This is a genomic window from Yersinia entomophaga (assembly GCF_001656035.1).
Lineage (GTDB): Bacteria > Pseudomonadota > Gammaproteobacteria > Enterobacterales > Enterobacteriaceae > Yersinia > Yersinia entomophaga.
In genome coordinates this window covers 3,163,072-3,189,818 of the sequence record NZ_CP010029.1, presented here as the reverse complement: position 1 = coordinate 3,189,818, position 26,747 = coordinate 3,163,072, and the positions used below count along the sequence as shown (strand labels likewise).

Sequence of the window (26,747 nt, the reverse complement as noted above, 5' to 3'; positions counted from 1 at the left end):
ACTCCAGACAGATGGGGCGACATTCAAGCCGCCCCACCTACCAAATATTTTATTTCACCTGGCGCTTCTGATACTCACCAGCCGCTTTCACAAAGCCGGCGAACAACGGGTGACCATCACGTGGCGTCGAAGTAAATTCTGGATGGAACTGACAAGCGACAAACCAAGGATGGTTAGGCAACTCGATGATTTCCACCAGCTTGTTATCAGCAGAGCGCCCGGCTACGCGTAGACCGGCAGCTTCAATCTGCTTCAACAACATGTTGTTTACTTCATAGCGATGACGATGGCGTTCAACGATGGTGGGTTCGCCATACATCTGACGTACCAGGCTACCATCGGTAAGGTTGCATTGCTGCCCACCCACACGCATGGTACCGCCCAAATCGCTTTCTTCCGTACGTACTTCAACGTTGCCGTCTTCATCACGCCATTCGGTGATCAATGCAACCACCGGGTACTTACAGTCTGGCACAAATTCCGTGGAGTTGGCGTTCTGCATACCCGCGACATTACGGGCAAACTCCATCAGTGCAACTTGCATACCCAGGCAAATGCCCAGGTAAGGAATATTGTGTTCACGGGCATAACGCGCCGCAGTCACCTTGCCTTCTACACCGCGATAGCCGAAGCCACCTGGGATTAGAATAGCATCCAGCCCTTTCAGCATTTCTTCGCCGCGGGTTTCTACGTCCTGTGAATCGATCAGCTTGATGTTAACGGTCAGACGGTTTTTCAACCCGCCGTGTTTCAAGGCTTCGATCACGGATTTGTAGGCATCCGGCAGCTCAACGTATTTGCCGATCATCCCGATGGTCACTTCGCCACCCGGATTGGACTCTTCATATATTACCTGTTCCCACTCGGCAAGATTTGCTTCAGGACAAGTTAAGCTGAATCGTTTACAAATATAATCGTCAAGGCCCTGTGATTTCAAGAGGCCTGGGATTTTATAAATGGAATCAACGTCTTTAAGAGAGATAACAGCTTTTTCTGGCACGTTACAGAACAGAGCGATTTTCGCCCGTTCGTTAGCAGGAACTGCGCGATCGGAACGACAAATCAGCACATCAGGCTGAATACCGATGGAAAGCAGCTCTTTAACCGAATGTTGTGTTGGCTTAGTTTTCACTTCGCCAGCCGCAGCCAGGTAAGGAACCAGCGTCAGGTGCATATACAAAGTATGCTCGCGGCCAACATCTACCGCCATCTGACGAATCGCTTCCAAGAACGGCAGAGATTCAATATCACCTACGGTGCCACCAATTTCGACCAATACCACGTCGTGGCCTTCGCCGCCTTCGATGATACGTTCTTTGATAGCGTTGGTAATATGAGGAATAACCTGGATAGTTGCACCCAGATAATCGCCACGACGCTCTTTACGCAGCACTTCTGAGTAAATGCGGCCAGTGGTGAAGTTATTGCGGCGGGTCATTTTGGTGCGAATGAAGCGCTCGTAGTGCCCTAAATCCAGATCGGTTTCAGCACCATCTTCGGTGACGAAAACTTCCCCGTGTTGTGTCGGGCTCATGGTGCCCGGATCCACGTTGATATACGGGTCCAGTTTCATGATGGTAACGTTGAGGCCACGGGCTTCAAGAATAGCCGCCAAGGAGGCTGCGGCAATGCCTTTACCCAGAGAGGATACGACCCCGCCGGTCACAAAAATATAATTAGTTGTCATGCTGAACCTGAGAGTTTAGGTTTAAAGACGATGGAAGAACCAAGACGGGAAAGTAGTATACTCGAACCTTGGTTTCGCTACAAATGATCTCAACGCCTCGCAGAGTTTTACTCATGAAAAGCGCGCTGAACACCGTCTTCCTATCCGTTATAATTCAATATATTAACGTAATTGAAATTCAACAACCATCCATCAAATGAATTAAAACACGTTAGATTTCAGTTTCTTGCTTTTTAACCTGCTGCCATGCGGCTTCCATTTCGGCTAAAGAGGCATCTTCCATCTTGCGGCCAGAGGCGGTAACTATCTGTTCTACCTGACGAAAGCGTCGCTCGAATTTACGGTTTGCCGCCTGCAAAGCATTTTCGGCTTTATGGCCCAAATGGCGGGACAGATTCACCGTCGCAAATAGCAAATCGCCGATTTCCTCTCCCAGTTTCTCCTCGTCCACCACCGCCTGTTTCGCTTCAAACATCACTTCGTCGATTTCTTCGTATACTTTGTCCAGCACCGGGCCAAGCGTATCCCAATCAAAACCAACGGCGGCACAGCGTTTCTGGATTTTATGCGCCTTCATCAACGCCGGTAAAGCGTCTGGAATATCATCCAACGCCGAGTACAGCGCCTTATCAGCCCGTTCCCCGGCTTTGCGTTGCTCCCAACCGGCAATAATTTCTGCGCTATCCATCACCTCGGCCGATTGACCCGAAACAGGGAAAACGTGAGGATGGCGGCGCACCAGTTTGTCGCTGATGGCGTTGCAAATATCATCGAAGGCAAATAACCCCTGTTCTTGCCCCATTTGGGCATAAAAAACCACCTGGAACAGCAAATCGCCCAGTTCATCACGCAGGTCGGGATAATCCTGCCGCTGAATCGCGTCAAGCACCTCGTAGGTTTCTTCCAGCGTGTAAGGCGCGATGGTATCGAAAGTCTGCTTACGGTCCCACGGGCAGCCGTTTTCCGGGTCACGCAACGCGCGCATGATATCCAACAGACGTTGTAAGGCCGAAGCGGTGGAATCAGCGGCGGTTTCAGTAGGCGTCATAGCGGTTTTTTCACTTTTATTTATGATAATCAAGATGTAATGTGCGCAGTAGAATTGATGTTAACCAGCGCTCGGCTCAAAAGTCGAACACTGGTCAGAGCTAAAAGGGCAAAGCCTAGCCCAGATCGCCCACTCGCGGATATCCTCGTTAATTTAATTGCCGTGCAAGCGGCGGGCATCGATCACATCCGGCAACTGATTGAGCTTAGCTAACACCCGACCTAATACCTGTAAGTTATAGATTTCAATATCCATATCGATGGTAGCCAGCATCTTTTTGGTATCACTACGGCTGGCGACGCCCAATACGTTGACTTTTTCGTTAGCCAAAATCGTGGTGATGTCCCGTAATAAGCCGCTGCGATCGTTGGCTGTGACCCGAACCACCAGCGAATACCCGCTGGAATAGCTTTCTCCCCACACCGCATCAACAATGCGTTCCGGCGCGTGAGATTGCAGATCCAGCAGTTGTTCACAATCGGCGCGGTGAATGGAAATCCCCCGTCCTTGAGTAATAAAACCAACGATTTCATCACCCGGAATCGGCTGACAGCAACGTGCGATGTGATGCATCAGATTACCGACGCCTTCCACCACGATGCGACCGCTGTCTTTACTGCTATTGCGGGACGGCTGCTGGGTTTTGTTGGTCAGATGGCGTAACGCCTCCAGATCGGCTTCTTCCGCCGTAGGTTTGTTAAGCTTCCCTTGCAGGAAGTTCACCATCTGATTGAGACGAATATCACCGCCACCAATGGCCGCTAACACTTCATCCAGCGAATTCATGTTATAGCGTGGAACCAGCAGCTTTTCGGCCTCTTTCAGGCTGATATCCATATGTTCCAGTTCGTCGTCCAGCATCTGACGGCCAGCCAGGATATTTTTATCGCGATCCTGTTTCCGGAACCAGTTATGAATTTTGGAACGACCGCGGCTGGTGGTGACATAACCGAGGTTCGGGTTCAACCAGTCACGGCTTGGATTCGGCTGCTTCTGGGTGATAATTTCGATCTGATCGCCCATTTGCAGCTGATAGGTAAAGGGCACAATGCGCCCGCCGATCTTGGCTCCGATACAACGGTGACCCACGTCGCTGTGGATATGATAGGCAAAATCCAGCGGCGTAGAGCCGGCTGGCAAATCAATTACATCGCCTTTTGGCGTAAACACATACACCCGATCGTCGAACACTTGGCTACGAACTTCATCCAACATCTCGCCAGAATCGGCCATTTCTTCCTGCCACGCGATCAGTTTGCGCAGCCAGGCAATACGCCCTTCGTAGCCTGAGCGCCCTGCCGCAACCGCCCCTTCTTTGTATTTCCAGTGAGCGGCGACACCCAGTTCCGCATCTTCATGCATCTGGCGGGTTCGAATCTGAATCTCCAGCGTTTTTCCACGCGGGCCAAGCACCACGGTGTGGATCGACTGATAACCATTAGGCTTAGGGTTGGCTACGTAGTCGTCGAATTCATCTGGCAAATGACGGAAATGAGTATGCACAATACCTAATGCGGCATAGCAATCCTGCAAACGCTCAACCACCACCCGCACCGCGCGAACGTCAAACAGCTCATCGAACGCCAGCGACTTCTTCTGCATTTTGCGCCAGATACTGTAGATATGTTTAGGGCGGCCATAAATATCCGCTTTGATTCCTTCATCGGCCATGGCCTGACGTAAAGAAGCGACAAAATCGTCGATAAACTGTTCGCGATCGATGCGGCGCTCGTGAAGCAACTTGGCGATCTGTTTGTATTCATCAGGATGCAGATAACGGAAACAGAAATCTTCCAGCTCCCATTTAATCTGGCCAATACCCAAGCGGTTAGCCAAAGGCGCATAGATATTGGAACATTCCTTGGCCGCCAGCACGCGTTCATCTTCCGGTGCGTCTTTAACTTCCCGTAGATGAGCGATACGTTCCGCCAGTTTAATGACCACACAGCGGAAATCTTCCACCATTGCCAGTAACATACGGCGGACATTATCCACCTGCTCTGAACTCATCGAATCATTAGTGGTGGCCTTTAGCTGGCGAATGGCATCCATATCCCGCACGCCGTGCACCAGATAGGTAATGCCTTTGCCAAACTGTTCGGTCAGGGTTTCTTCGTTAACCACATTGGCATCAACCAATGGGAACAGCAGCGCCGCGCGCATACTGTCGTTATCCATACTCAGGGTGGAAAGGATTTCAACCATTTCAAGGCCGCGCCACAGCAGTAGCGAGGCATCGGGATGACCTTGTGTATGTTGTTCACAATAACGCCAGGTTTCGGCTAATCGCTCACATGACTGCGGGTTGGGAAGACCCAAGCTGGCGATCCAATCGTCGAGAGCAAACTCGCCCGCTGGATTCAAATGTGCACTTCTTACCGCAACCATAACTTCTCCCTACTCAGCGGCCAGTGGCTCCTGCTGTATAAACAGCGCCATTGACTCAAGATGCCCCGTGTGCGGAAACATATCTAACATTCGCACACGTGCAAGACGGTAACCGGCGTCGATCAGCACGTGGCTATCTCGTGCCAAGGTGGTGGGATTACAAGACACGTATACCACCCGTTTCGGCGCCAGCTTCACTATATGTAACATGACCCCGGCCGCACCTGCCCGCGCCGGGTCCAGCAATATTTTATCAAAACCTTGGCTCGCCCAAGGCTGTTTATCGATCTCGTCCTCTAAATTCTCATGAAAGAACGAAACATTAGCTAAACCATTAATCTGCGCATTATATTGCCCATTAGCCACCAGTGTCGCAACTCCTTCTATACCCACAACTTGTAGGGCATGACGCGCTAACGGCAAAGTAAAATTACCCATACCGCAGAATAAATCCAAAACGCGCTCATTCGGTTGCACATCCAACCATTCCAGCGCCTGCGCCACCATTTTCTCATTTACCGTGGCATTGACCTGAATAAAATCGCGCGGATTAAACGCTAAGCGTAGACCTTCTATCTGATAGTAAGGCTCCTCGCCGCTTAAACGCTCAATATGATCGCTGTCGGGAGCCAGATAAATCGCGACCTGCTCACGCTGAGAAAAAGCCAGTAACGCGGCGCGATCGGCGGTACTCAAGCTATCAAGATGACGTAGCGTCAGCAACGGCCCATTATCGGCCAGCACCAATTCTACGTGTCCCAGGCGTTTAACGGCACGCAATTCTGACAAACAGCGATAAAGCGGCGCTAACAGGCGCTCGAGCTCTGGTCGCAGTACCGGGCAGGTTTTTATCGCCACCAAATCGTGGGAAGCGACCTTGCGAAAACCCATGACCAAACGCTGCTGTTTAGGTTGGTAGTACAACCCTAAACGCGCTCGCCGTCGATAACCGTATTCAGTCCCGCAGATGACAGACTCTGGCTCTACGGTTACGCCTGTTTCTCGCGCAATTAGGCGTTGCAGGTGAGCCGCCTTGCTGTTCTGCTGTAAGTGGGTATCGGCATGTTGCTGCTGGCAGCCGCCGCAGGTCCCAAAATGTGGGCAAAGGGGGGCGACTCTCTCGGCGCAGGGCTTCAGTAAACGCTGAAGCTTTCCGCGGGAAAACTGACGTTTTTCTTCAGTTAACTGTATCTCGGCCTGCTCTCCGGGTAGCATACCGGGGACAAAAATGGCCTTACCTTGATAATGTGCAACGCCCTGCCCTAAAGGATCCAGGTCGTCAGCAGTCACGGTTATCATTTGCCGGGTCGTAACACGGCGGTTTGGAGAGTAGAATTGCGCCATAATTATTGATGAGTATGCGTTGGTTTTCGTAAGCTGCTAATTCTCCCACATTGGAATACCATGACCAAATACAGTCTTCGCGCGCGCATGATGATACTAATCTTAGCTCCCACGCTTCTGCTTGGGCTATTACTCAGTACATCTTTTATGGTGCATCGATATAATGAACTGCAAAACCAAGTAGTTAACGCAGGAACCAGTATTATCGAACCGCTGGCGGTTGCCAGTGAATATGGAATGACGTTCCGTAATCGAGATACCGTCAGACAGTTAATTAATCTGTTACATCGCCGCCATTCAAATATTGTGCGTTCAATTACCGTTTTTGACGCAGATAATAATCTTTTTGTCACTTCTAACTATAATTACAACTCGTCACAATTAAGGTTGACGAATAATATTCCGATCCCCAGTTCTTTGATGCTGACCTACCGAGGGGATTCGTTAATCTTAAGAATGCCCATTGTCTCGGAATATAATATCTCCAGTGACCGGCCACCAGAAGCCAATATTAGCAACCGTCCGTTGGGTTATATTGCCATCGATCTAGATTTACAATCCGTACGACTTCAGCAATATAAAGAAGTGTTTATCTCTACTTTATTGCTGTTGTTCTGCCTGTGTATTGCCATTTTGTTTGCCTATCGTCTGATGCGCGATGTGACCGGCCCTATCCGTAATATGGTGAATACCGTAGACCGGATTCGGCGCGGCCAGTTGGATAGTCGGGTAGAAGGACACATGCTGGGAGAATTGAATATCCTGAAAAACGGCATTAACTCGATGGCGATGTCGCTGGCGGCCTACCACGAGGAAATGCAGCAGAATATCGATCAGGCCACTTCAGATCTGCGGGAAACGCTGGAACAGATGGAAATCCAGAACGTGGAACTGGGTCTGGCGAAGAAACGGGCGCAGGAAGCGGCGCGAATTAAATCCGAGTTTCTGGCCAATATGTCCCACGAATTACGCACGCCGCTTAATGGCGTAATCGGATTCACCCGCCAGACGCTGAAAACCTCCCTGACGCCAACTCAAACAGATTACCTGCAAACCATCCAGCGCTCGGCCAATAATCTGCTGTGTATCATCAATGACGTACTGGATTTCTCCAAGCTAGAGGCCGAAAAGCTGGTGTTGGAGCATATTCCATTCCCGCTGCGTGAAACCTTGGATGAAGTCGTTATTTTGCTGGCTCACACCGCACATGAGAAAGGGCTGGAACTGACGCTGCACGTCAATAATGATGTGCCAGAACAGGTGGTAGGCGACTCTATGCGCTTGCAGCAGGTCATGACCAACCTGCTGGGCAATGCCATCAAGTTTACCGAAAATGGTAACGTAGATATCCACGTAAGTCTGCTATCGCAAACCGCCCGACAAATTAAGCTGGCGGTGGAGATTCAGGACACCGGCATCGGTATTTCCGAACAGCAGCAGTCTCAGCTGTTTCAAGCTTTCCGCCAGGCCGATGCCAGCATTTCCCGCCGCCACGGTGGTACCGGGCTTGGCTTGGTAATAACCGAGCGTCTGGTCAAAGAAATGGACGGCGATATTAGCTTCCGTAGCGAGTTAAATCGTGGCTCAACTTTCCGTTTCCATATCACTTTAGATCTCAACGAAGGCATGGTCTATCGCCAGCCAACCATGGAACAGCTCGCCGGCAAGCATTTAGCCTATATCGAACGGAATCCGGCGGCAGCTCAGGCCACGTTGGATATGTTGAGCATTACGCCTCTGCGGGTGACTCACAGCCCGACGCTGGCCCAACTCCCGGATAAATACTACGATTTCCTGCTAGTCGGCGTTCCGATTCCTTTCCGCACGAATATGGCAGGTCATCAGGATAAGCTGTTAGCGGCGCTAAAAATTGCCGATCATGTGATTCTGGCGTTGCCAAGCCAGTCTCAGGTTGATGCAGAGCAGTTAAAACAGTTAGGTGCCAAAGCCTGTCTGGTGAAACCGATTTCCAGCAATCGCCTGATGCCACTGTTGTTGAAAGAAGATCCGCGAGCATTGCCCGCGCCAAACGAAAACGAACCGAAAAAGCCGCGCCTGCCGCTGCGTGTAATGGCGGTGGATGACAATCCTGCGAATCTAAAACTGATAGGCACACTGCTGGAAGAACAGGTTGAAGAAACCATTCTGTGTGAAAGCGCTGAAAAAGCCATTGCCGTCGCCCGCGAACATGCTCTGGACGTGATTTTGATGGATATTCAGATGCCGGAAGTGGACGGTATTCGCGCCAGTGAGTTAATTCATCAATTACCTAATCATGTTAATACGCCAATAATTGCCGTTACCGCCCACGCCATTAGTGGCCAACAGGAGCAGTTTCTCAAGCTTGGTATGGCTGATTATCTGGCTAAACCTATTGATGAAACCCGGCTGACGCAGGCGCTGGCGCGTTTTTACCAGCATGAACAAACGACCGTTCAGAAGTCTGCTACGGTAATGACCCCGCGGCCTGCAGGCTGGGAAGATTCGATTAACTGGCCGCTAGCTATTCGTCAGGCCGCCAATAAAGAAGATTTGGCGCAGGAGCTGTTGGTCATGCTATTAGCGTTTCTCCCACAGGTCACACAGCGGGTCAACGCCATTGTGGAAGGCGCAGACGACGAGGATATCGTGAATCTGATTCATAAATTGCACGGTAGCTGCGCGTGCAGCGGCGTCCCGAGACTAAAACGGCTGTGTTCCTATATTGAGCAACAGCTACGGCAGAAGGCTGACAATCAGGATTTATTGCCAGAATGGCTGGAATTACTCGATGAAATAGAGAATGTCATTCAGGCTGCGAAAAGCCATATAGGCCAACCGCCGTCGCCTGAATCAAAGGAAAATTAAGCGGGGATAGGTAAAATTCGGGGCCGAAATATTCTGGCCCCGAATCGCGGATAATTACTGTGCTAACAGATAAATATCGGTATCACCACGATGAATACTCAAAGCCAGCACTGAAGGCTTAGCCTCGAGAATTTTACGTAACTCACCGAGATTTAGCGTCGGTTTCTGGTTTACACCGGTAATAATATCGCCTTTTTTCAGGCCGATACGCGCGGCGGCAGAACCTTCTTTCACGCTATCTACCTTCACGCCTTTCTTACCTGCGGCATCAAAGTTGCTCAGTTCAGCGCCTTCAATCCCTGTGTAAATGTTGCCAGACGCGATCTGCGCCTGAGAACCCTGCTCCAACGTGACATCGACAGTAATCGGTTTACCTTCCCGCAGCAGGCCCAGCACTATTTTGCTCCCCACCGGCAGTGTGCCAATCTCAGCGCGGAAGGCGGCGAAGCTGGAGATGGCTTTTCCGTTCATGGTCACAATCACATCACCGGCTTTAATACCGGCTTTTGCCGCTGAAGACTTCGGCAATACCTGACTGATAAAGGCACCTTTCTGCGCGTCCACGTTCATGGCTTTAGCCAATTCGGAGTTCAGTTCGGTTCCCATAATCCCCAGTTCGCCGCGTTTCACCTGGCCAAACTCCACCATTTGCGACGTCAGGTTTTTCACCATATTACTTGGGATAGCAAAACCAATACCGATATTGCCACCGTCCGGAGCCAGAATAGCAGTGTTAATCCCGATCAGTTCACCATTCAGGTTCACCAGAGCGCCGCCGGAGTTACCACGATTAATTGCAGCATCGGTCTGGATAAAGTTTTCGTAGTTTTCAACGTTCAGGCCACTGCGCCCTAACGCCGAAACGATACCGGACGTCGCCGTTTCCCCTAATCCATAAGGGTTACCGATCGCCACGGTATAGTCGCCCACCCGCAGTTGATCGGAATCGGCCATTTTGATCGCCGTTAGATTTTTAAAGTCTTTCAACTGGATCAAGGCAATATCGGTGCGTGGATCTTTACCGATCACTTTGGCGTCGAATTTACGCCCATCGCTCAACTGCACCTGAATTTTATTCGCGTTTTCTACTACGTGGTTATTGGTCACCACATAGCCTTTCGCAGCATCAATCACTACGCCAGCGCCTAATCCTCGGAATTCTTTCTGAGTTGGCTGACCATCGCCACCGCCCAGCCCGCCCTGACACAGCGGTGAACCCTGGAAAGGCGAACCATCCTGACATAACGGCGAGTTTCCGCCGAAGAACTGTTGGAACTGGTCTGGCATCCCGGCACTTTTTACCGTAGCACTGCCTTCCACGTTGATGCTGACCACCGATGGCATGACCTTTTCTAGCATCGGTGCCAGACTAGGGAGCTGCTGGGTGCTGGATGAGGCGGTTTCTGCAGCAATGGCAGAGACCGGCCCCATGGCGAAACCAATGCTTAATGCCAATGCGCTTAACACTAACGTAGTTTTTTTCATGGGTCGGTTCTCTTTCTCTCTATATACAAATAACAAGTTAATTAATAGTTTTGACTAACTAATCGAGTCATGCAAAGTAAGAGTAGTCGTCAGAGCCTAAGTTCATTAATACTGAATCTGTAATAGTAAAAATTGTTTACCGTCTTTACAAAACTCGACCTAATAAAGATTAAATAATAGAACGGCAGCAGAAACTTATTCTGCCGCCATCAAACGACGATATTCATCATAGGCATAAAGATCGGTCATACCGCTGATGTAATCCTGAAGCAATCTAGCCCGATAATAATATTCCCTAATCTCTCGCAGCTCGGCGGATAAATGACTCACACCTTCTATCGCCTCAACATAGGCTAAACGGTGCTTGATCGAAAGTTTATGGTACAGGCGGGTTTCAATTGGATAGTCGCGATGACTGTCCTCCGCGACCAACTGCGCGAAAGCCGCCTGCGGCATAGAGAGTAACGGGCTGTAGATATCCAGTAAACCACTGATAACCCGGTAGCCTTGTAGCTCCAGTTGCTCAACTTCCGGATGATTAAATACATGTTTTGCCGCTACAGATTTGAAAATCTGTAATAATTTGCAGGCTGGACTTGAATCCTCTAATAACGCCTGATTAAAGGTTCCATTAAATACGCTAGATAAGTTATCAATAAATCGTTGAGCGGCGTGAGGAACCAATTTACCGACGGTATATACCCGTAAATACATAAAGAATTGATCTTCTGAACTTCTTCGCCCTTGAACTCGTTCAATCTTACGAGCCGCATTCCCAATTATTTTATCAAACAAATCACCGGGTACGACCTCACCCCATTCGTTCTTCAAATGTTCAAATAGCTGCTCCACGGTAAAGATGCTCTTTTCTACCGCATCTTCCAGATCGGCAATACAGTAAGAAATATCATCGGCAGCTTCCATAATATAAGTCAGCGGGAAGCGATCGAATTCTCCCATATTCAATTCTCGCCTCAGCCGCTCAACATAGTCTTCTTCCGCCAGATAGAAACCGGGCTTTTTCATCAAATAGCTGTGGCTGGGAGGCAAGGGCGCAGACCAATAGGCCGGGCGGGTATATTTCAAAATACAGCCAACCTGCGCGTAAGTCAGATTGAGCTTCAGCAAGGTATAAACCAAACGTATAGCTTGGGCATTACCTTCAAAATGGCTGAGATCCTGTCGAATACGGCTGCGCAGCCGGTTCAATTCCTGCTGTCCTTCTGACAATCGCAGAAAACTAACCTCGCAGCGATCCTGCGTTTGCGGCTCTGATCCGCAGCTAGCGGGATCCATACGGCGGGAAAACCAATTATTGATTGCAGATTCGCCAAAATGTCCAAAGGGTGGGTTGCCGATGTCATGCATCAGGCAGGCCATTTCTACAATACTTTCAAAAGGATCGAGTAGCTTATCCAGACCTAATTCGTCGATCCGTTTATCTTGTTTAAAGCGATTCAGTATTTCTTTAGCAATGTGCCGCCCAACCTGCTGAACCTCTAGCGAGTGGGTTAAGCGACTGCGAACCGCCGCATTACGTTCTAACGGAAAAACCTGGGTCTTTTGCTGTAAACGCCGAATAGCTGCCGAATTGACGATGCGCCCGCGATCGCTCTCAAACTGGCGCACAATGTCATATTCATCTTCAGCGGTAATCGTTTGACTAAACGGACGCTGAAAACTGATTTTCTGCTTAAAGTCGATCCCGGACATCATTCCCCCTGACGGTTGCACCTTCGGTAGCACCCTTCATTCACCTGCGACGCAACGCCATTGCACATTACCTGTAGCTCACTACAATGATAACCTACTGACAGAGAAAAACATGGTTATCCCCTTTTAAAAATTAGCGAGTATTCAAAATGAAAGTAGGAATTATTGGCGCGATGGAACAAGAGGTTACTCTGCTACGCGACAAGATCGAAAACCGCCAGACATTGTCACGCGCAGGCTGTGAGATCTACACCGGCCAGTTGTATGGAGTAGAGGTTGCCCTGCTGAAATCCGGCATCGGTAAAGTCTCTGCGGCAATGGGCACCACATTATTGCTGGAACATTGCCAGCCTGACGTCATCATTAATACCGGCTCTGCTGGCGGTCTGGCGGCCTCGCTGAACGTGGGTGACATTGTGGTTTCCGAAGAAGTGCGTTACCACGACGCGGACGTCACCGCCTTTGGCTATGAAGCTGGCCAAATGGCCGGTTGCCCCGCGGCCTTTACCGCAGATAACGCCCTAATCGAACTGGCTGAAACCTGCATCAGGCAATTGAATCTTAATGCTGTACGCGGTCTGATTTGCAGCGGCGATGCCTTTATCAATGGCGCAGAGCCTTTGGCTCGTATCCGTAAAACCTTCCCGAGCGTAGCTGCCGTAGAAATGGAAGCCGCCGCTATCGGCCACGTTTGTCACGCCTTCAATATCCCATTTGTAGTGGTGCGCGCGATTTCTGACGTTGCCGATAAAGAATCTCATCTGAGCTTCGATGAGTTCTTGGTGGTAGCCGCTCAGCAATCGACGCTGATGATTGAAGCTATGCTCAAAATGCTGTCCCAGCGCGCGTAAGTATGAAATCAGGCTCAATACCGACATTCTGCCGCAGAGCCATATTCTGCGGCTTTTTGATCCTGGGAATGACGATACCCGCCTTGGGAGCCGAACGGATCATCAGTCTGGCTCCTAGCACAACCGAACTGGCCTACGCCGCCGGTTTGGGAGATAAGCTGGTCGCCGTCAGCGATTACTCCGACTATCCTGAAGCGGCCAAAAAGTTGGAGCACGTGGCTTCCTGGCAAGGGATTAATGTTGAAAAAATACTGGCGCTTAAGCCAGATCTGATTCTGGCCTGGCGCGGCGGTAATGCCCAACGTCCGCTCGACCAGTTGGCATCATTCGGGATTCCCATTTTTTATTCCGATCCCACCACTATTGAGCAGATCGCCGACGATCTGGATAAACTGGCGGGATACAGCCCTGAACCGCAAAAAGCCCATCAGGCAGCGCAGCAAATTCGGCTACGCAGAGCAGAGCTGGCAAAACATTATGGAAAAAATCAGCCTCTGAAGGTATTGCTGCAATTTGGCACCCAGCCGCTGTTCACCACGTCCGGCCATACCTTACAAAGTGAAGTCGTCGCGTTGTGCGGCGGCGAAAATATTTTTGCCGATAGCCGCGTACCCTGGCCGCAAATCAGCCGTGAACAGGTACTTAACCGCCAGCCAAAGGCTATCGTTATCGCCGGTGGCGATGAGCAAATCAAGTCGGTTCGCGCCTTCTGGCAGCCGCAGCTCGATATCCCGGTTATTGCCGTCAATGAAGACTGGTTTAATCGCGCCAGCCCGCGTATCCTGCTCGCCGCTCAACAGCTGTGCCAGCAACTGGCCAGCATTTCATCCCCTGTCGCGGAGTAATCTCAAATGCTGGTCTACTGGCTGGATATTTTAGGTACGGCGGTATTTGCCATATCCGGCGTACTCTTGGCGGGCAAGCTACGGATGGACCCTTTTGGCGTATTGGTCTTGGGCGTGGTGACCGCTGTCGGAGGCGGAACCATTCGCGATATGGCGCTGGCTAATGGCCCGGTTTTTTGGGTAAAAGATCCCACCGACCTGGTGGTAGCGATGATCACCTGTCTGGCGACTATTTTGCTGGTTCGCCAACCGCGCCGGACGCCAAAGTGGATTCTACCAGTGCTGGATGCCATTGGATTGGCGGTGTTTGTGGGCATCGGCGTGAATAAAGCCTTTGCCGCCGGAGCCAGTCCGCTGGTGGCGATTTGTATGGGCGTGATTACCGGCGTGGGCGGAGGAATCATTCGCGATGTATTGGCGCGGGAAATACCGATGATTCTACGCACCGAAATCTACGCCACCGCCTGTATTATTGGCGGCATTGCGCATGCCACGGCCTACCATACTTTTGGTATGCCGCTGCAACAGGCTATGATGCTGGGTATGGCGATCACGCTGGCTATCCGGCTGGCTGCCATTCGCTGGCGCTTGAAGTTGCCCACCTTTGAGATTGAATAGATTAATATCCATTCAGCCCAGCATTAACGAGAACACGCGAAAACTCCCGTTGATGCTGGACGACTTCCATTTGCAGTAACGGTCTTAAAGTTCCGAATATCTACCCCTGCCCCGGCTCATAAAGGGCAGAAAATACTCTTCCCACTTTGACCATATCAACTCACATAAATACAGTGGCTTTTAAACGCATATTCGACCGATTACTCAGAACGATGACTATCAGTGTTTCCATCATATTCTTTACTGTAAAAATGGAAGTTAGTGCAATCGACAGATCCATCCCCCGCAATAGTAAAAGTGGCTTTAAGACTAAGTCCATCATACCAATGCGCGTTTTCTTGAAAGTAATGTTCACGTAACACCATAAAATGTTCATGACTTACATTCTGCTGAATAAGATGGCTGACTTCAATCTCACCACTCTCTGCATCAAAGCGAAACTCAGCTTGCTTGTCCGGATTCCCAAGAAAAAAAAACTGTTTTTTAGAGGATAATAAGGTATCAATCAGCGCAATTTGCCCAATTTGCGATCCCACGATATTGAAAACCTCTTCCTGTTTTTCCGTTAATTTATTAATAAATTTTTTCAGATGAGCTTCTTTTACTTCTGAGCTAATGGTATCAGTAACGGACATTCTAAACCCGTCTACATTATATGTTCCTCTGCATATATCTTTAAAAATCTGTTTAGCTCCACCATTATTCCACTGCACTCTTAAATCACCAGAAATATATCTTTTTATTGCTGCAATGAAATCTATTTTCAAATCCTGGTCGGTATTGATTTTATTCATATTAAAATATGAAAGAAACTGTTGCTCTTCTAGTAGTAGAGAGTGACGGTCTTGACTATATATATCCTGCTCGCCAATAAAAAAAGTAATATTATCTTTATTCGGGTGGTCCTCTACTCTAAATAAATCTCTATATACTGGCTCAGACATCAATTTTATTTTATTAAAAATCTCTACCCTATCTCGTAGAGTTATGCTGGCAGATGTGCCATGAGCATGGGTTAACCTGTAAAGTTCATTCATTGCATCCTGTTTTTTTTCTGGGCGGAAATAATCCATGATTTTATCCCATAATCCCAGCTGCGTTGCATGGTCTTTATCTTGTGAAATCATTCGTTCAAGGCGACTTTCACTAACTAAAACCGAACGTGTACCAATAGTTAAAGCTATGTTCATAATATCCTCCTATCACTTGAGATAAAGTTACATTACAACGCTTATTTATATAGGGCTTTAATATTACGATTGCGCTATAATCTTTGGCTGATAAATGCAGGCATGTCATAAAAAATAGTATTCCGCGTAGCGTTTTAGGTTAATTTATCACTTTGTTTTTTCAGGTTTTTACACCATGATAATTAAACATATACTGTGATGACATATTACTTTTTCATTACGACGATTTTGCCTAACCTGCTTTTATTATCACGACCCATAGCACTGATTAAGTTATATTCAGATTTCAGCCACCAAGTTTCTTCGCAGCAGACCGATACCTGATACTCAATGTGCTTTCCGTCTGAACGAAAAGATGGCCAACGAACTATAAATTTTTTATGAAACGACTTTTTTTTACTTCCTGGCTAGCGCTATTCGCTATGCCCGGACTGGCAAAAAGTCAGAATGGCAGTATCTTTGTCAGCCTGAAGCTGTACGCAGCATGCCAGATTTCACCAGAGACCAATCATACCCCTGACGGGCCAAACCCGCAGGTCAATTGCCCAAAAGACGCCAGTTATGCCCCCAAAATTACGCGTTCTGACGCTGTAACACTGCGGAATGCTGAGGTCACAAACGATGTGCAGATTCCTGTTCAATTGATTACGTTAGAGTGGTGATCGAGAGAGCGCTAATCGAAAGTGATGAACGTCGGACATAAAAAAACCGCTTACCGAAAGGCAGGCGGTTTTTTTCGCTATTAATAAATCGATGCGATAACTATCAGATACTAAAGGAAGAACCGCAGCCGCAGGTTGATTTGGCATTCGGGTTAGTCACGATAAAACGTGAGCCTTCCAGACCTTCGGTGTAATCCACCGCGCCCCCCACCAGATATTGCAGGCTCATTGGGTCAACCACCAGCTCAACCCCTTCTTTTTCAATGGTCATATCGCCGTCATTGATCTGGTCGTCGAACGTAAAACCGTACTGGAATCCGCTACAACCACCGCCGGTAATGTAGACCCGCAGTTTCATATTCGGATTTTCTTCATCTGAAATCAGCAGTTTTACTTTTTTTGCCGCTGCCTCGGTAAACTGCAGGGGCAATACTGTTTCGTCGCTCATACTCTGTACTCCCAACCGGTGTTCGAGTTGCAGGTCACTACAATGGCAGCCTGATCTATGTGGCAATTATCTAATACCTGAGTAATGGGTTCAAGTATTCACGGTAAATGATATATTTTATTTACCTGTTTCAACCGCCGTTTCACTGGCTTTTGCCGCTTCTGCCGCCTGTTCCTGACGCTGTAAGGTACGGGCTAAAATGGCAGAATACAATGGCTTACCGCCCATAAATTGGGCAATTAGCGTCGCCCCCAGACAGGTCACTATCATCGGTAAAATAAGTTGGTAGTTATCGGTCATTTCCAACACCAAAACGATGCCGGTCAGGGGCGCACGGACGGATGCGGCAAATAATGCCCCCATTCCAGCGATAGCAAAAGTCCCTGCTTCAATATTATATTCTGGGAAAAAGTGGCCGCAAGATAGACCAAAGGCGGTACCTAACATGGTGCCCAATGCTAGCATCGGTGCGAAAATGCCGCCCGGCGCACCAGAGCCGAAACACAACAAAGTGGTGATCGTTCGAGCGATAAAGATAAACAGCAGCATACCGATGGTGTAATTTCCCGCTGCCGCGATAGGAATTAGCGAGAAGCCGCCGCCGACGGTTTCAGCTTGAATGACCCCCAGCAGCCCGCACATACCGCCCAGTAGCCCGCCAATCATCAGCAGTTTACGCCAGTCTCCGCCGTGGAAACGCATAAACATATCCTGAGTACGGAATACCAAAGCATTGAACGCTACACCCACCGCACCAAACAAAACCCCCAGTGTCAGATACAGCCAAAGGGTATTCAACGGCGCATCGCCGAGACGGCCAACGTCTATCAGCGCCTTTTCACCGTTAAAATAGCGGTAAACAATGGTCGACATAATCACGCCGACAAATACCGCCTTAATCGAAACCAGGCTGTAGCGGAACTGAGAGCGCATCTCTTCGATAACAAACAGAATCCCCGCCAGCGGTGCATTAAACGCGGCGGATAACCCGGCTGCGGCGCCGGTTGCCAATAAAGAATGTCTCGCTTCCGGGCTACGGAGTCGGAAAATATCCACCACCATTCGCCCGGTGTTGCCCCCCATCTGCACCATTGGCCCTTCACGCCCCAGCACCATGCCAGCGCCCAAAGTACCCAGACCACCGATAAATTTTACCGGAATCACCCGCCACCAGCGAACCGGGCGCATTTCCTCCAGCGCGCCTTCGATTTCAGGAATGCCAGAGCCACCGGCTTCTGGGGCAAAGCGGCGAACCAAAAAGTAACCGACCATTGCCAACACTGCAGATAGGATGAAAGCCAGCGGCCACACCAAAATGGCGTAATCTGCAACCTGCCCTATCGCCGCAAAGCGTTGCTGTTGGACCCAATCGACGCCACGATCGAAAGCGACGCCGAGCAAACCGGTAATGACACCAACCACGCCCGCCATGACCAAAATAACAATCGGCGTTTTATCGCGATTAATCAGGGTTCGAATGAAATGGCCACGTCTAATCCGTAAGGCGCCAACGTTAGGTGTTTGTTGCATTGAATCAGTCATAGTGAAGTTATTTATCAGTTGAACCAATAAGTAATACAAATAGACGGTGTGCAGATTTTAGCGCACAACCGATCTATTCGCCTGCATAAAATCCGAAGACGCATGATCTGGCGCAGGATGCCGCTAATTGGCGATCTCTCTTCCTTAATGAGAAAGCAGTTTATAGCCCGCATTCCTACACGAAAGATGCCCAATTATTTGATAACCGCCGTCAGTACTTTAGAATGAACGGATTAATTCCTTGCCAAGCCCAATTCAGGAGCCAGTTAATGAATAAGTCCGAAAGTTTGTATGCCCAAGCGCAACAGTTGATCCCCGGTGGGGTTAACTCTCCGGTGCGTGCATTTACCGGTGTCGGTGGCGTACCACTCTTTATCCATCGGGCTGATGGCGCTTACCTTTTCGACGTCGATGGCAAAGCCTATATCGATTATGTTGGTTCTTGGGGGCCAATGGTGCTCGGCCATAATCATCCGGCGGTGCGCAATGCGGTGATTGAAGCAGTTGAGCGCGGCCTGAGCTTCGGCGCTCCAACAGAGATGGAAGTGAAAATGGCTGAGTTGGTCACCAATCTGGTGCCAACCATGGATATGGTGCGGATGGTTAACTCCGGTACTGAGGCTACCATGAGTGCCATCCGTCTGGCGCGCGGCTATACTCATCGCGACAAAATCATCAAGTTTGAAGGGTGTTATCACGGTCACGCCGATTGCCTTCTGGTTAAAGCCGGTTCCGGCGCTCTGACCCTTGGGCAGCCTAACTCTCCGGGCGTTCCGGCTGATTTCGCCAAGCACACCCTGACCTGTACTTACAACGATTTGGCCTCCGTTCGCGCCGCTTTCGAACAATATCCGCAGGACATTGCCTGCATCATCGTCGAGCCGGTTGCCGGCAATATGAACTGCGTACCGCCGCTGCCAGAATTCATGCCAGGCCTGCGCGCGCTGTGTGACGAGTTCGGCGCACTGCTGATTATCGATGAAGTCATGACCGGTTTCCGCGTGGCATTGGCAGGTGCGCAAAGCTATTACAATGTAGAGCCGGATCTGACCTGTCTGGGTAAAATCATTGGTGGCGGTATGCCGGTGGGTGCCTTTGGTGGCCGTCAGGAAATCATGGAAGCGCTGGCGCCGACCGGCCCGGTTTATCAGGCGGGGACTTTGTCCGGTAACCCGATTGCCATGGCCGCCGGTTATGCCTGTCTGACGGAAGTATCGCAGGTTGGCGTACATGAAACTCTGACCGAGCTGACCGACACTCTGGCCGCGGGCCTGCTGCATGCGGCAAAAGAGGAGAATATCCCGCTGGTGGTTAACCACGTTGGCGGCATGTTCGGCTTTTTCTTTACCGACGCTAAATCAGTGACTTGCTATCAGGACGTCATGGCTTGCGACGTGGAACGTTTCAAACGCTTCTTCCATCTGATGCTGGAAGAAGGGGTTTATCTGGCGCCGTCCGCCTTTGAGGCTGGCTTTATGTCCGTAGCGCACAGCGCAGAAGACATTCAGAAAACCGTGGATGCCGCTCGCCGCTGTTTCGCCAAGCTGTAATGTTCACCTGACGTTAAACGTAAAAAAACCCGCCTTTTAAGCGGGTTTTTTTATTCCCTGCGGGCTATCAGAAAGTCACAGAATAACCGAGATTAAAGGTTCGTCCGCGCCCTTTGAAATCATACAGCGAGGCCGGCCCATAAAGCGGGCTGTAGAAGACCTGCGCCCGTTGGCCCCAAATCGTGGTGTATTCCGTATCCAGCAGATTTTCGATAGAGAAAGAAACCTTGCCCACCGGCAGACTGTAAGAACCCAACATATCCACAGTATTGTAGCCATCCAGTTTCATTCCCGCGCCGTCGGTCACGTCGAACGCCTGCTGAGTTTGTACTCGCAAATTCCAGTCTCCCGGCGTCCAGCCTACATAAGCGGTCAGTTTTGACGGGCTGGCTTCAGTGATAGTCACTTTGCTCCAGCCCGTTTTTGTCTGGTTTTCAGAGCGAATCAGGTTGAAAGAGGCACCGGTAGTCCATTCTGGCATTGGCAGACTGTAATCAACTTGCCCTTCAATCCCGTAAATACGACGTTTGCTATCCACCACATCAATATTTAACGTGGATTTATTGTAGTTAATCGATTTATCCGACTGCGTGTAATAGGCCGCCAATTGGGTCGTGACGTTATCGCCCAGGTAGCGCCAGCCTAACTCATAGGAGTTGGTTTTAATCCCTTGCAGGCGAGAATCCGCTACGTTAATGCTGTCTTTTAGCTGATAGTGGTCGCCCACTTTGACGTAGTTGCCCTGACCGTAATATTTACCGATGTCTGGCAATTGGAACGCCTGAGAGAAGTTCAGCCACATTTGCTGATTTTCAGTCAAATGTGCCAATACGCCAGCGTTGAATAACAGATTATCGTAGCTGGTTGTGCCGCCGGGAATAGCATCGGCGCTTTTAGCCTGACCAGAGGCAACGGCTTCCTGCTGAGTGGTTCCCACAAAGTCGTTGATGGTGTTTTTCGCATATTGATAGCGCACACCGCCGTTCAGCGTGAACATTTCCGTTAACGCATAGTCCGTTTGCATAAACAGTGCGCTATTAGTCACGCTGTAGCCCGGATAGCGGCCAATCTGATAAATGCTGCTCATATTCATGCCGCCACTGGCATTGGCTTTCGCCATATCGAAGCTCATCTGATTAGCATCAAACTCCTCCCGATCAATATCCGCGCCGTAAGTCAGATTCCACCTGTCGGTCAATTGACTGGTCATGGCTACCGTTGCACCGTATTGACGGGTATTTTGCTGCGAAGTGGAATAACTATCGACTTGGGTTTTATTGGCGCTCAGCCGCGGGAAGGGATGGAAATCCAGCTTTTCGTTACGATAATAAGTTTGAGCCAACAATTCCTGACCGAAGAAATCTTTATCGGTATAAGTGAAATTCAGCAAGTTACGCTGCGTGCCGGGAATGCGGTCCGAATACATACCGCTGCGGTTTTCTGCGTTTCCGCCTTTGCCGGTCACAACGGAGAAATCCTTCCCTAAATACAGCGCGTGATCGCCATCACCGGCGCTTTTGTAATACTGCGCCAGCACTTCGATACGGCGATTAGTATCCAGATTAATACCGCCATTGGCCATCAGATCCAGACGGTCGGAATACTGTAAACCGGTCTGGGTGATGTCCATGGTGATAGGATCGCCTTTGCCATCGTACCCGCCGCCAAACCGACGATAAGAAGCAGAAAGGCGTCCGTCAATATGTTCATTGCCGCCGCTCCACGCCGCGCCAAAGTTGTTATCCATATCATCGCTATTATTGAAACCGCTTTTAGCGCCGGTTGCGAATTCAAACTCGGAACCCGGCTTACCTTTTTTGGTAATGATATTGACCAAACCGCCAATACTGCCGCCGCCGTACAGCGCGCTGGCGCCGGAAAGCACTTCTACGCGTTCTATATTGAAGGGATCGATAGAATCCAACTGACGACTACCGGCACGGGAGGTATTCATCCTCACTCCGTCGATGAGCACCATCATTTCGCGGCCACGCATATTCATGCCGAAGTTAGTACGCCCTTGACTGCTGACGTCCATACCCGGTACCAATTGCGCCAGAATTTCTTTGATATCTTTTCCGCCGCCGGCCTGCTCGGAGATCTGCTGGTTATCGATAATCCAGGTGGTCTGGGCAATATTCGCCACGGTTTTATTAGTGCGACTGGCGGAGATCACCATAGTATCGGCGTTAGTCTCAGCGGCGGCATAAGCACTGCCACTCAGCAGTGCCGTGGCGATAACAACAGTTTCTGTGAACAACTTCTGACGATTATTTTTCATTAGCGTACCGCGAAGGAAGTTATGACGGAGTGTAAAAACGCGTAAACACTAATACAAATAATTTCCATTCACAAATAAATTATTAACAGGCTTTTCAAAATGCGATCGCGACAGAAAATCACGAATAAATACGGTGAGTTAGCCGAGTTTTCAACGGTGAATTTACGTCAGGTTAGAATAATTTCCTGAGGGTATAATACCCCTATAAAATGGCAGGACTTGGCGCAGAGCACGAGTCTTCTCTGCGCCTGATAAAAGGCTTAATTGCTCTGTTTACGTAACAAATAGACGAAGTAAGGCGCGCCAATAAAGGTTGCCAGCAGACCCGCCGGAATCTGGTAAGGAAACAGCAGCATACGCCCGAACCAATCGGCAAACACCATCAGCAGGCCGCCGATGATGGCCGCAATGATTAACTGTGGAATAGCACGACGGAAGCCCAGCATCCGCGCCATATGCGGCGCCATCAGGCCGACGAAGCTCAACGGACCCACGGTTAAGGTGGCGGCGGCGGTCAGGCTGGCGGCCAGCAGCAATATCGCCAGGCGGCTAGGAGCCAGTGCCATTCCTACCGCTCGCGCCGTTACACCGCCCAGTGGCAAAATCATCAGCCAGCGACGGCATAGCGGAGCCAAAGCCATCAGCACCAGCGCGATAATGGCGGTAGATAATGCCTGTGAACCGGTGACGTTATAAGTAGAGCCGGAAATCCACGCCAGCACACCACGCATTCGCGGATCGCCACTGGCCAGCAGCATGGTGATTACCGTGGTAAACGCAGTACTGACCGCGATCCCCGCCAGCAGCATTCTGCCGGGAGAAAAACCGCCGCGCCCGGCGACAAACGAAATCAGGAATAAGGTCACCGCCGCACCCAAACTACCTGCGGGTAACAACCATACCAAGGCATTGCCCGGCACAATAAAGAGCATAATTACCACGCCAAAAGCCGCGCCAGAGCTAATACCTAACACTTCCGGGCTAGCCATTGGGTTGCCGGTCAGTTTTTGTATCAACGCACCGGCTACCGCCAGCATCATTCCGGCAGCCAGAGCAGCCAGAACCCGCGGCCAGCGCCATTGCAACAGCGCCGAAAGATGATCGCCGCCAATCCACTGCCAACCATGACCGTCGCGGCCAAACAGCAGAGCCACCGCCAATCCCGCCAGTAACAGTAATAAGCCGGCGCTAGCCCATCTCAGTAAACCTTGGCGCTCTTCCGGCACTTTATCGCCAATATTCATCGCCGGCGGCGTGACACTGTGTAAACGTGGCAACAGCCATAGCAACAGCGGCGCGCCGATTAACGCCGTCGCGGCACCGGTGGGAATTTCACGCCACACCGGTGTGAGCCAAACCATAATCTGGTCGGTCACCCACAGTAATAACGCACCGATGAAAGGAGCCAACAGCAGCCGCTGCGACAAGCGCCGCGCGCCGAGCATTTTCGCCAGCAACGGAGCAAACAGGCCAATAAAACCGATAACCCCCACGGCATTGACCAGCATCGCGCTGAAAATGATCGCCAGCCCCAACGCACCAAGGCGAGCCAGCGACAGGCCTAGCCCCAGATTACGAGCCACGCCATCATCCAGCCCCAGTAAAGTCAGCGGACGTATCAGCAGAGCCGCCAACAGCCCGGCAAGTAACAGGCGAGGCAGAATAAACTGCACCGCGCTCCAATCCTGCTGATTCAGCGTCCCACTGCTCCACAGGAAAAGTCCCTGTAGTTGATCGTAATTAAACAACGCCAGTAAGTTACTCAACGCGCTGCAATACAGCCCCAGAACCAAACCGGCTAGAATCAGCGTTATCGGGGACATTCGTTTGCCCCAAGCCACGCCAAATACCAGTAAGCCGACGATCACACCACCGGCCATCGCCGCCAGTTGACGCGTGAAATCACCGCCGGGCAGCATCCATAGCGTTGCCACCGTCAACCCTAACTGAGCACCGGCAGACACCCCCAAAGTGGCAGGTTCAGCTAACGGGTTGCGTAATACTTGTTGGAACAATACCCCCACCAGACCTAAACCGGCACCGGCCAGTAACGCTACAGCCACCCGAGGCAACTGGCTGTAATAAAACAGCATTTGTCGCACATCGTCGATATTGGGCGACCATAGCGCCTGAGACCAGTCGGTAAACGGGAGCAATTGATTGAGGTTATACAACGTTAACGCCGCACCGAAAGCCAACAGCAGAGAAATCAGCCCTATAGGTATTAACCGTTGAGAACGCAGGAAAGCGGCACTCATGAAGGTTGCTCCAACGCTTGTTCCAGTAAACGAACAAAACGCATCGCCGATAAGGTTGCGCCGTAGAACCATACCGGCGGCAGTACCCGCAACCGTTGCTGGCGCACAAAGGACATTGATTGCCATAGCGGCGTACTGGAAACCTGTTTTAGCAACTGGTCGTTACTGTGGTTAAAACAGATAGCTTTCCCCGGATTAATCTGTGCCAAACGCTCGATACCAACGATGGTGCTGCCCCACAGATTGGTTTCCCCCTGCCAGGCATTTTTGATGTTGAGCTCGTCAAGAACCCCTTGAAACAGGCTATTTTGCCCTATCACCAGCGCATGGCGGCTATCCAGCAAAGAAAACATCAGTAACGAACCTGAGTTATAGCCCTGCAATCGCCCACGGGCGGCGAGGATAAAAGCGTCAAGTTCGGCCAGATGACGCTCTGCCGCTTTCTCCATTCCTAAACGTTGCCCCAAGGCACGCACGGATTTTCTGCCCGATGCAAACGGCGAGCCACCCGGCGTGTTAAAAGCAAAACTCATACTCGGTGCGATAGGTGCCAGTTTCTGCGGCGTAGGGCCATAGCCTTCAGAGAGTAAAATCAGTGAGGGAGCCAGTTGCTGCAACAACTCCAGATTCGGTTCGGTACGCTGACCCACGTCAATCACGCTGGCGGGTAGCTTAGGTTCTTCCACCCATTGGCGATAATTATGAATATCAGCCACGCCCAGCGGCGTAGCGCCAAGAGCCATTAGCAGCTCGGTGGGCAGCCACTCCAACGCTACGATCTTGTCGCTATCAGGATAAGATGCAGCTCGGCCCGGCAGGGCAAAAAGCAATGGCGAAACCGCCAGGGCTATCAGCAAACGGCGACGTTCTCTATCGGGTACAGCAGAGGAAAATCGATTCATTAATAGACAAAACTTACCGGCGCACCGCCGGCTGGATGTGGCAGAATTCCCATCGGGATGCCGTAAATTTGCTCCAAGACTGAGCCCTGCATCAGGGATTCAGATTCTCCTTGCGCGATCATTTCACCGCCGCGTAGCGCCACCAGATAATCACAGTAACGAGCGGCCATATTAATATCATGCAGTACTGCAATCACCGTCAGACCGCGCTCGTGGCTCAAACCTTGGATCAAACTCAGTACTTCAACCTGATGAGCAATATCCAGCGCGGAAGTGGGTTCATCCAGCAAAAGACAGCGACTGTTTTGCGCGACCATCATCGCCAACCAGGCGCGCTGACGTTCGCCGCCGGATAAGCTGTCCACCAATCGATTAGCCAAAGGCTTGAGATCCACCAGCGCGATAGCGTCCTCCACCTGTTGGCGATCTTCTGGCCGAAAACGCCCCAATGCTCCATGCCACGGATAGCGGCCAATAGCGACCAGCTCACGCACCGTCATCCCTTCTGCAGCGGGCAATTGCTGCGGCAGATAGGCCACTTCGCGAGCGAAATCTTTGTTATCCCACTGACTCAACGGAATATCGTTTAGCAGCACTTCACCGGCGGATGGCAACTGGTGGCGACCCAGCATTTTTAGCAAGGTGGATTTGCCCGAACCGTTATGGCCAATCAATCCGCATACTTTTCCCTGCGGAAAACTCAGCGACAACGGCTGTAATAGCGTTCGGCCGGGAACGGAAAAACTCAGTTCCCGAAGAGTGAAGTTACTGGATTGCCTAGCCTGTCTATCCTGCATATTACCTAGCATAGCGCCCTGTTATAACGGCACGATGAGAAAATGAATAAAAACGATAATAATTATCAAAGCAATCAGTTTATGCGTAATAACCAACCCACTGCAAGATCTGCGGGCGGACGATAATCAGCGATGATATTAACGGAAAAACAGCATTGCCTGCCACCGCTGAGCACTCTCAGAGGGGCCAGCATCATCCACGGATAGCGGCGGGATAACTCTGAGCCAGATCAAAAGAGCGGACGTCAGGGATAATACGAGGGAAAATCAGGAAAGGATTGGCGCGACCGA

The 26,747-nt window shown here is 50.5% G+C and carries 19 protein-coding genes; 6 read left to right on the top strand and 13 right to left on the bottom strand.

Annotated features, from left to right (window positions below; translation table 11 throughout):
* Positions 1 to 49: 49 nt before the first annotated feature.
* The 4 genes from pyrG to rlmD form a co-directional block, all read right to left on the bottom strand.
* A complete protein-coding gene (gene pyrG / locus PL78_RS14375) occupies positions 50 to 1,687 on the bottom strand; it encodes a glutamine hydrolyzing CTP synthase (protein WP_064516522.1) in 1,638 nt (545 codons plus the stop codon).
* Between the two features lie 211 nt (positions 1,688 to 1,898).
* Positions 1,899 to 2,735: a nucleoside triphosphate pyrophosphohydrolase gene (gene mazG / locus PL78_RS14370; RefSeq protein WP_064516520.1), complete on the bottom strand. Its 837-nt coding sequence runs from the start codon at positions 2,733 to 2,735 to the stop codon at positions 1,899 to 1,901.
* Positions 2,736 to 2,888: 153 nt separating this feature from the next.
* Entirely contained in the window at positions 2,889 to 5,123 is a 2,235-nt protein-coding gene (relA, locus tag PL78_RS14365) for a GTP diphosphokinase (RefSeq protein WP_049601266.1), read from the bottom strand.
* A 9-nt stretch (positions 5,124 to 5,132) separates the two neighbouring features.
* A complete protein-coding gene (gene rlmD, locus PL78_RS14360) occupies positions 5,133 to 6,467 on the bottom strand; it encodes a 23S rRNA (uracil(1939)-C(5))-methyltransferase RlmD (RefSeq protein ID WP_064516518.1) in 1,335 nt (444 codons plus the stop codon).
* Positions 6,468 to 6,527: 60 nt separating this feature from the next.
* Here rlmD and barA point away from each other — a divergent pair, with 60 nt between their 5' ends.
* Entirely contained in the window at positions 6,528 to 9,314 is a 2,787-nt protein-coding gene (gene barA / locus PL78_RS14355; protein WP_064516516.1) for a two-component sensor histidine kinase BarA, read from the top strand.
* Between the two features lie 54 nt (positions 9,315 to 9,368).
* On the opposite strand, the gene degP is transcribed toward barA, so the two are convergent.
* A complete protein-coding gene (gene degP, locus PL78_RS14350) occupies positions 9,369 to 10,799 on the bottom strand; it encodes a serine endoprotease DegP (protein WP_064516514.1) in 1,431 nt (476 codons plus the stop codon).
* 195 nt (positions 10,800 to 10,994) lie between these two features.
* Positions 10,995 to 12,512, bottom strand: coding sequence for a dGTPase (gene dgt / locus PL78_RS14345; protein WP_064516512.1), 1,518 nt, complete (start codon positions 12,510 to 12,512; stop codon positions 10,995 to 10,997).
* 149 nt (positions 12,513 to 12,661) lie between these two features.
* Between dgt and mtnN the strand changes: the two genes are divergently transcribed.
* Genes mtnN through PL78_RS14330 form a run of 3 tightly spaced genes read left to right on the top strand, consistent with a single transcriptional unit; the run spans position 12,662 to position 14,826 of the window.
* The gene (gene mtnN / locus PL78_RS14340; protein ID WP_064516510.1) at positions 12,662 to 13,363 is read left to right on the top strand and encodes a 5'-methylthioadenosine/S-adenosylhomocysteine nucleosidase; all 702 of its coding nucleotides are present in this window, start codon (positions 12,662 to 12,664) and stop codon (positions 13,361 to 13,363) included.
* 2 nt (positions 13,364 to 13,365) lie between these two features.
* The gene (gene btuF, locus PL78_RS14335) at positions 13,366 to 14,208 is read left to right on the top strand and encodes a vitamin B12 ABC transporter substrate-binding protein BtuF (protein WP_064516508.1); all 843 of its coding nucleotides are present in this window, start codon (positions 13,366 to 13,368) and stop codon (positions 14,206 to 14,208) included.
* Between the two features lie 6 nt (positions 14,209 to 14,214).
* On the top strand, positions 14,215 to 14,826 hold the full coding sequence (locus PL78_RS14330; protein ID WP_064516506.1) for a TRIC cation channel family protein: 612 nt from the start codon (positions 14,215 to 14,217) through the stop codon (positions 14,824 to 14,826).
* Positions 14,827 to 15,026: 200 nt separating this feature from the next.
* Here the strand turns inward: PL78_RS14330 and PL78_RS14325 are convergent, their stop codons facing one another.
* Entirely contained in the window at positions 15,027 to 16,016 is a 990-nt protein-coding gene (locus PL78_RS14325; protein WP_064516504.1) for a hypothetical protein, read from the bottom strand.
* Between the two features lie 380 nt (positions 16,017 to 16,396).
* Between PL78_RS14325 and PL78_RS14320 the strand changes: the two genes are divergently transcribed.
* Complete coding sequence (locus tag PL78_RS14320) at positions 16,397 to 16,678, top strand: hypothetical protein (RefSeq protein ID WP_064516502.1); 282 nt, start codon at positions 16,397 to 16,399, stop codon at positions 16,676 to 16,678.
* 103 nt (positions 16,679 to 16,781) lie between these two features.
* Here the strand turns inward: PL78_RS14320 and erpA are convergent, their stop codons facing one another.
* Both erpA and clcA read right to left on the bottom strand, forming a co-directional pair.
* Positions 16,782 to 17,126, bottom strand: a complete 345-nt coding sequence (erpA, locus tag PL78_RS14315) for an iron-sulfur cluster insertion protein ErpA (protein ID WP_049601291.1) — start codon at positions 17,124 to 17,126, stop codon at positions 16,782 to 16,784.
* A gap of 117 nt (positions 17,127 to 17,243) precedes the next feature.
* Positions 17,244 to 18,668: a H(+)/Cl(-) exchange transporter ClcA gene (gene clcA, locus PL78_RS14310; RefSeq protein ID WP_064516500.1), complete on the bottom strand. Its 1,425-nt coding sequence runs from the start codon at positions 18,666 to 18,668 to the stop codon at positions 17,244 to 17,246.
* A gap of 269 nt (positions 18,669 to 18,937) precedes the next feature.
* On the opposite strand from clcA, the gene hemL reads away from it, so the two are divergent.
* Entirely contained in the window at positions 18,938 to 20,218 is a 1,281-nt protein-coding gene (hemL, locus tag PL78_RS14305) for a glutamate-1-semialdehyde 2,1-aminomutase (RefSeq protein WP_064516498.1), read from the top strand.
* Between the two features lie 67 nt (positions 20,219 to 20,285).
* On the opposite strand, the gene PL78_RS14300 is transcribed toward hemL, so the two are convergent.
* The 4 genes from PL78_RS14300 to fhuC form a co-directional block, all read right to left on the bottom strand.
* Complete coding sequence (locus tag PL78_RS14300) at positions 20,286 to 22,499, bottom strand: TonB-dependent siderophore receptor (RefSeq protein WP_064516496.1); 2,214 nt, start codon at positions 22,497 to 22,499, stop codon at positions 20,286 to 20,288.
* A gap of 260 nt (positions 22,500 to 22,759) precedes the next feature.
* Positions 22,760 to 24,757, bottom strand: a complete 1,998-nt coding sequence (fhuB, locus tag PL78_RS14295) for a Fe(3+)-hydroxamate ABC transporter permease FhuB (protein ID WP_064516495.1) — start codon at positions 24,755 to 24,757, stop codon at positions 22,760 to 22,762.
* Positions 24,754 to 25,659 carry a Fe(3+)-hydroxamate ABC transporter substrate-binding protein FhuD gene (gene fhuD, locus PL78_RS14290; protein ID WP_064516493.1) on the bottom strand — a complete coding sequence of 302 codons (906 nt, stop codon included), beginning with the start codon at positions 25,657 to 25,659 and terminating at the stop codon, positions 24,754 to 24,756. The genes fhuB and fhuD overlap by 4 nt, the downstream gene beginning before the upstream one ends.
* Positions 25,659 to 26,456 carry a Fe3+-hydroxamate ABC transporter ATP-binding protein FhuC gene (fhuC, locus tag PL78_RS14285; RefSeq protein WP_064518455.1) on the bottom strand — a complete coding sequence of 266 codons (798 nt, stop codon included), beginning with the start codon at positions 26,454 to 26,456 and terminating at the stop codon, positions 25,659 to 25,661. Before fhuC ends, fhuD begins: the two co-directional genes overlap by 1 nt.
* Positions 26,457 to 26,747: the final 291 nt, after the last annotated feature.